The following is a 6,812-nucleotide window of genomic DNA, read 5'->3' on the forward strand; positions in this document are numbered from 1 at the left end:
CGAATAGGCGATGATCGTCGACGTGGCCAACAACTCGGCTCATGAGCCACCCCCGCTGCGGTGGCCTACCGGCGTGCACCGACTCGTGGACTCAACCACCCTGGTGTACCTGGATCAGAACCACTGGATCTACCTCGCCCAAGCGGCGACAGGCCACCGAAAGGTGAGTCCTACCGAGACGTCCTCGAGGCGTGCCGGGTGGCGCGACGCGACGGCAGAGCGCTATTCCCGCTGGCCGCCACCCACTACGCCGAGACGATCAAGATCAAGGATCCCGCGCAACGGCGAGACCTGGCGACGGTGATGGAAGAGCTCTCCGGCTTCGCCACCCTGATCGATCGCACCGTCGTGGCCCGACTCGAAGTCGACGCCGCCCTCAACGACCGATTCGGCCCGATGCCCACACCAGCCGCCGAGTATCCCCTTCTGGGCTGCGGCGTGGCCTGGACGTTCGGTATGAAGGGCGGGCTTAGCATCCTCGACGAGCAGGACAACGACGTCACCGGCGACGAGCGCGACCGAGTCGGAGCCGCGGTGTTCGACGCACGGATGACAGCGGCACAGCTGATGCTGGAGCGCACCTCACTCGCAGGCCCATCGGACAGCGAGGTCCCGGCGCTACATGCGCACGGTTGGGACCCCGACGCCGCGGCCACCGTGATGACGCGACGGGCGGCCCAAGAGCAATCGTTCCAAGACCACCTGGCGACCTTCCGCGGGGGCGAACTGGACAGCTGGACCCGCGGGGAACGGCTCCGCGATGTCGTCCTGGAACGCGAGGTGCAGATCGAGCTCGGCGACATCCTGGACGAGGTTCTGGCCGCCCACGGCCTTCGGCCGGACACCGTGTTGCCCGACAGCGCGTCCATACGGGCCCTGCTGCGGTCGATGCCCAGCACCGAGGTCGCCACGACCCTGAAGACCGAGGACCACCGAAACGCACACAAGTCATGGACCTCGAACGACATCTTCGACATCGACGCGCTCAGCCTGGCCGTCCCCTACTGCGACGTGGTTGTCTGCGACGCCCACCGCTCACACGTACTCCGCACAGCCAAACTCGACAGACGGATGAACACCACCGTCATCAACAAACTCACCGATCTACCGCGGCACCTCACCGGCGCAGCCCATCATCCCGGCGCGCCCCACGCGTCGGAACACGACCGTCACAAGAGAGGACACCACCCGAACGTGTAGAGAACAGCCCGAGAGCGATAGGCGCCTCTGTCGTTGGGTGCCGCGACGCGGTAGACGATGCAAGTAGCCCTTGTTGACTACCGGCATCAATGAAGGAGCGTGCTCGATGGCCCAGCCCAATGTCGGATTGTCAGGCGGCAATGATCGGGACCTGGAGTTCGAGCCGATCGCGAACGGGGTGGACTTCCTCGCCAGCGCGATCACTCACTTGCACGACGCTGACACTCCCCGCAGTCTCAAGTACGCGGTTCTGCACTTGCTGGCCTCGATCGAGATCCTGGTGAAGGTCAGGTTGCAACGTGAAGGATTCGAGCATGTGTTCGACGATCCCTACGTCGCCGACGAGCACAAGCTGAGGCTGGGCAAGTTTCGCAGTGTCTCGCTCGACACAGCGATCACCCGGCTCGCGAAGGTCGCCGACATCAACTTCAGCAAGGACGACCGCAAAGCCCTCAGTGCCCTGGGCGATGAACGTAACAAGCTGCAGCACTACGGCTCCACTAGCAGCCAGGACGGGGTCACCAGCCGTGCTGTCGCCGCTCTGGACGTTCTGTCCCAGTTCATCCACAACCACCTCATCCCCAACGCCCCTCAGCCGGAGATCGCCCATCTGAAGGACGCCGAGCGCCTGATTCGGGAGGCCATCACCACTATCGAGGCGGTCTACGACGCCCGTATCGCCCGAATCACCCCGGAGTTGGATGCGTGGCATGGGATCGTCATCCACTGCCCGGCTTGCCTGCATCTGGCCTGGACCTGGGAAGCCGACGATCAGCAGTCCCGATGTCGACTTTGTGACCGCCGCTGGTTCGAGATCGACGGCGAGCATGTAGCAGAGGAATACGCTGAATCGGTACTCGGCGAGTCGCGGTACCTAGCCGTCCGAGAGAGAACGGAGTGGTCGGTCGCCGACTGTCTGGAGTGCGGAGTTGAAGCGCTGGTGCGGGTCCAGACCCGCAGCGCCCCGAGACACCTACCAACCACGATCTGCTTCCACTGCGGGTTCCGGACGGCCGACAGGCTCGGTTCGTGCGGCCACTGCGGGCGCACCATCAGCGATCCCGACGCTTCGTGCTGCGAGCAGTGCTGGGACGAGATCGTCGCTAAGGACTGACCCTGTCGCTCAGGCGATGACCCGTACTCACCCCGCAACGCCACGGGCCGCGCCATGAACCATTCTCGCCTCGGAGGTATCATCTCGGCCGAAGCGCCTCTACTGCTTCATGCCCTGACGACTCTGCTGGACAGCCATCGGGCACCCCGGCAGACGGGGAGCACTATGGGGAGCAAACTGGGAGCAGAAATGCGCTTCCAACGACTCTGAACGGCAGTCAATGAATAACAACGGACATGCGTTGACCTGCGAGAATGACATTCTCGCAGGTCAACACCATATGCCGTACATAGTTCACACCGAAGGGGTCACTGCCAGCGTGGACCTGCGGGCATGTGGTGCCTCACGGCCGTGCCCACGCCCAGGTAGACGCTCAGGATCCTCGTCAGCCAGGATGCGGCTCCTACCGCAGCGTCGTTCGCCCTGCGGATAGAGCGTCACTCTGGTCCCGACAACCTGAAGGATGACCCGATGACCAGGCTGCCGCCATGAGACCGCTGGTTGGCTCTGCTTCCATCCTTTGGCGCCCTCCCCGAGGTCCACCCAGGAAAAGCGGCACGTATCGAGATCACCAAGCGGCAGGAGGCAGTGCCGCCGCCACTGGCCCCCTAAGCCGTTGACCTCCGATGGATGGCGCGGGCGCGGAAACTACATCTCACGAGCCGTGCTCTTCGCCCGGTCGAGTCAGAGGAACCAGCGGGGGTTCAGGCCGAGGCAAGCCACGAGGCGGCTGTCGTGCGTACCGGTCCGGTTACGCCGCTGCAGCGAGTATCGGCCCATTGATCTCCTATGGGGTGAAGACGCTCTGGTCTCACATCGGCCCGCCGTCACCGCACAAGCACCCGAAGTTTCGAGCGCTCGCATCGCGGCATTTGCGGTGTTCACGGGAAAGCGAATGAGGCCAGGAGCATCGACTGGTCGCGCTTGGCGGCCTATGGGCCCGGCCACTGCTGCGCAACGACATTCCGGGTTCGCAGACACGTCATCATCATTCGTGTTCATCACCGAGGCGCCGGTACGTATCCGCAGGTCGGCTCTGTCGTTGCCCCTTTGGTGTTCCTGCCTCCTCGATCGGGCTACGTGGAGGTCACCACGGCGGTCGGGGCAGCGCGGGCGGCGGCCGGTAGACCGGGAAGTGCATCGGGTTCTGTGGCTGGCAAGTCGGGTTGGATCGGTTCGCCTGGACGGAGGTGGTGGCGAGGTCCGGTCCTGCCGCCGGTGTCGATGATCGGGGCGACCAGTTCGCGTTCCGGTCGATGGGGCCGCCGCCCGAATGGCCGCTGTCGCATTGTTGCGGCAGCGAACTGGTGTTCGGACGGTCAGCGGGTGGGCTAGCAGGACGTGGCCGTCCTACTTGTCGGTCGGGCACTGTTCGCTCTGGCGAGTAGATCGGGATTGGATCGCGTTGCTGGTCCGTACTTCTGCGGATCGGGGTTGGAGGGAGCAGTGGTGCTCGTGGTGTAACGGTGTGGGAGTGGGTTTCGAATAGGGGCGTGAGAGGGGCTCTGGTGTCGTGGCGGACAGGCTGCTGATCGATGTGGGGACTGACGGGCGGGTGTCGGTTTCCGCGTGGCTCGATGGCGAGTTGCCGACTTCTGTCGGGGCTGCGGTGAAGTTGGGTTGGCCGTTGAGCGTCGAGGAGTTGGAGGACCTCCGGTGGTATATGGAGGACTACCTGAGGGCGCCGTTCGGGGTGTACGAGTCGCGGGGGTCGGAGGTCGCGGGTTGTCTGCCGCGTTGGGGTGAGGCGATGTTCGCGGCGGTGTTCGGGGCTGGTGCGGCGCGGGACGCGTACGTGGCGGTGCGGTCGCGGTCGCGGGGGTCGTCGGAGGTGGTGGTGCGCTCGGCGGTACCGGGCGTGTTGGGGTTGCCGTGGGAGTTGATGCGGGACCCGGCGGTGGGGTCGCCGTTGGTGCTGGACGGGTTCGGGTTGAGTCGCAGTGTGCCGTCGGCGGCGCCGGGGACGACGTTCGACGTGGCTGGTGAGCAATTGCGGGTGTTGATGGTCATCTCACGTCCGGCGGGCGCGGCGGACGTGGGTTACCAGATGATCGCGCGGCCGTTGGTGCGCACCTTGGAGGTGGTGCGGGGTCGGGTGGAGTTGGTGGTACTGCGGCCTCCGACGCTGGAGGCGCTGGAACGGGTGTTGGCGGAAGCCGCCGATGCCGATGAGCCGTTCCAGGTGGTGCATTTCGACGGGCACGGTGTGTTGACCGGGGCCCGCGCGGCAGGTTCGGGTGCGCCGTGGACGTTCGCCGGCGGCGCGGGCGAGGGTGTGCTGGCGTTCGAGAAGGCCGACGGCAGTGGTGCGGACCACGTGCCGGCCGAGCGGGTCGGCGGGGTGCTGGCGCGGGCGCGGGTGCCAGTGGTCGTGCTCAACGCGTGTCAGTCCGGGGCGGTGGGCAGGCAGTTGGAGGCGGCGGTCGCGACGCGGTTGCTGGCAGGGGGCGCGTCGGCGGTGGTGGCGATGGCCTACAGCGTGTACGCGGTAGCGGCGGCGGAGTTCATGACCGCGTTCTACGAGCGGCTGTTCGCTGGCGACTCGGTCGCGCGGGCGGTGCGGGAGGGGCGGACGAGGATGGCGCAGCGCCCCGAGCGGCCCAGCCCGAAGGGGTGGCTGCCGTTAGAGGACTGGGCGGTCCCGGTGCACTACCTGCGTCGTGATGTGCGGTTCCCGGAGTTGCGCCGGGTCCCCGGCGCGCGGGGCGCGCTGGCGTTGGGCGAGGCGTTGGACCGTGTCCGCGAAAGCGAGACCGAACTCGACGCGCGGGACCCTTGGACGGCCACGGGCGAGTTCGTCGGCCGGGACGGGCTGTTCCACATCTTGGAGGTCGCCGCCCGCACCGCTCGGGTGATCGTGCTGCACGGCACTGGGGGCACGGGCAAGACGGAACTGGCCAAGGCGTTTGGGCGCTGGTGGCGCGACACCAGGGCGGTGCAGCGCCCGGAGTGGGTGATCTGGCACTCGTTCGAGCCCGGCGTGGCGTCCTTCGGTCTGGAGGGCGTGCTCGCGACCATCGGCCTGGCGTTTTTCGGCACGGAGTTCGCCCGCCTGGAACTGCCGCAACGCCTGGATGTCGTGCTCACCGCGATGGGAGAGCACCGGATCTTGGTGGTGTGGGACAACTTCGAGTCTGTGGCCACGATGCCCGATCCCACCGCGGCGACGCCAGCTCTGGACGCGGCGGCACGGAACGAGCTGCGGGACTTCCTGCGCCGGGTCGACGCCGCCCGATCGAGCGTGGTACTGGTGACTAGCCGCACCCAGGAGGACTGGCTGGGCGAGGTGCGCCGGGTCGAGGTCGGTGGCCTCAACCACGAGGAGGCCGTGCAGTATGCCAACCAATTGCTGGCCCCGTATCCCGCCGCCGCGCCGCGCCGAGCCCACCGGGCGTTCGCCGAGCTGCTGCGCTGGTTGGACGGTCACCCGCTGAGCATGCGCGTGATCCTTCCCCACCTCGCCGACCTCGACGCCGTGGACATCCTCGACGGGTTGCAGGGAACGGGCGCGTTGCCCCGCGGCCACGGCACCGGGCGCACGGGATCGCTGGCCGAAAGCATCGACTACTCTCTGGCCCACCTCGATCCCGACACCCGCCAGGCCCTACACGTGGTGTCGCTGTTCCACGGCGTGGTCGACGCCGATGTCCTCGCCCTCATGTCCGCTGCGGTCGACAACCCCACCGCGTCGCCGGGTCGCGACAACCGCGAATGGGCGGCGGTGCTCGAACGGGCAGCCGACGTCGGACTGCTCACCGCCCTGGGCAGGGGAATGTGGGCGACCCATCCCGCGCTGCCCTCCCACCTGGCCACACACTGGCAAACCTCCGACCCCGACAACTACGCCGACCACCGCGCCACCGCGGAACTCACGCTGCTGCGCGCACACGCCACCTTCGCCCGATGGCTGCTGAACCAGATCCAGACGGGCGATGCCGGGATGGCGCTCACCGTGCTCGGCCTGCAACGACGAACCCTAGGTCACTGCCTCGGCCACGCACTCGCCCTCGGCTTGTGGGAGGAAGCCCAAGCCATCGCCCAGCCCTTAGATGCCTATCTGAATGTCGCAGGCCTGGCCGAGGAAGCCCGCGCATGGGTGGACAGGGCCCGCGACATCCTGGAGAACCCGGGCGGAACCGCGCCCACGCTCTCCACGAGCGCGGGCAATCTGGCTATTCCTCGTCGGCGCCCAGGCCAACCGACAGCTACGAGCTGGCGCCCTCGACGCCGCACACAACACTTACACCAGCATCCTCGACGCACTGAACACACACGCCGAGGCCGATTGGAAGCATCATGCGACCGCTGTCACCTATCACCAACTGGGCATGATCGCCCAGGATCGTGGGCGGTTGGAGGACGCCGAACGCTGGTGCCAGCAGTCCCTCACCATTAAGGAGAACCTCGGCGACCGGCCCGGCATGGCCAGCAGCTACCACCAACTCGGCATCGTCGCCCAGCTTCGTGGGCGGTTGGAGGACGCCGAACGCCGGTACCA

Annotated in this window: 4 protein-coding genes; all 4 read left to right on the forward strand. The window is 66.9% G+C overall.

What is annotated here, in order from left to right:
• Nucleotides 1–198: 198 nt before the first annotated feature.
• Nucleotides 199–1,200, forward strand: coding sequence for a hypothetical protein (locus LV75_RS08705; protein WP_253886286.1), 1,002 nt, complete (start codon nucleotides 199–201; stop codon nucleotides 1,198–1,200).
• A 106-nt stretch (nucleotides 1,201–1,306) separates the two neighbouring features.
• On the forward strand, nucleotides 1,307–2,314 hold the full coding sequence (locus LV75_RS08710) for a 16S rRNA (guanine(527)-N(7))-methyltransferase RsmG (protein WP_253886287.1): 1,008 nt from the start codon (nucleotides 1,307–1,309) through the stop codon (nucleotides 2,312–2,314).
• A gap of 1,513 nt (nucleotides 2,315–3,827) precedes the next feature.
• Nucleotides 3,828–6,710 carry a CHAT domain-containing protein gene (locus LV75_RS35990; protein ID WP_253886288.1) on the forward strand — a complete coding sequence of 961 codons (2,883 nt, stop codon included), beginning with the start codon at nucleotides 3,828–3,830 and terminating at the stop codon, nucleotides 6,708–6,710.
• Nucleotides 6,643–6,812: tetratricopeptide repeat protein (locus LV75_RS35995; RefSeq protein ID WP_443612906.1), on the forward strand; the 170-nt coding region annotated here is incomplete at its 3' end. The genes LV75_RS35990 and LV75_RS35995, both read left to right, overlap by 68 nt.

It is taken from the genome of Actinokineospora diospyrosa (assembly GCF_024171925.1).
Classification (GTDB): domain Bacteria; phylum Actinomycetota; class Actinomycetes; order Mycobacteriales; family Pseudonocardiaceae; genus Actinokineospora; species Actinokineospora diospyrosa.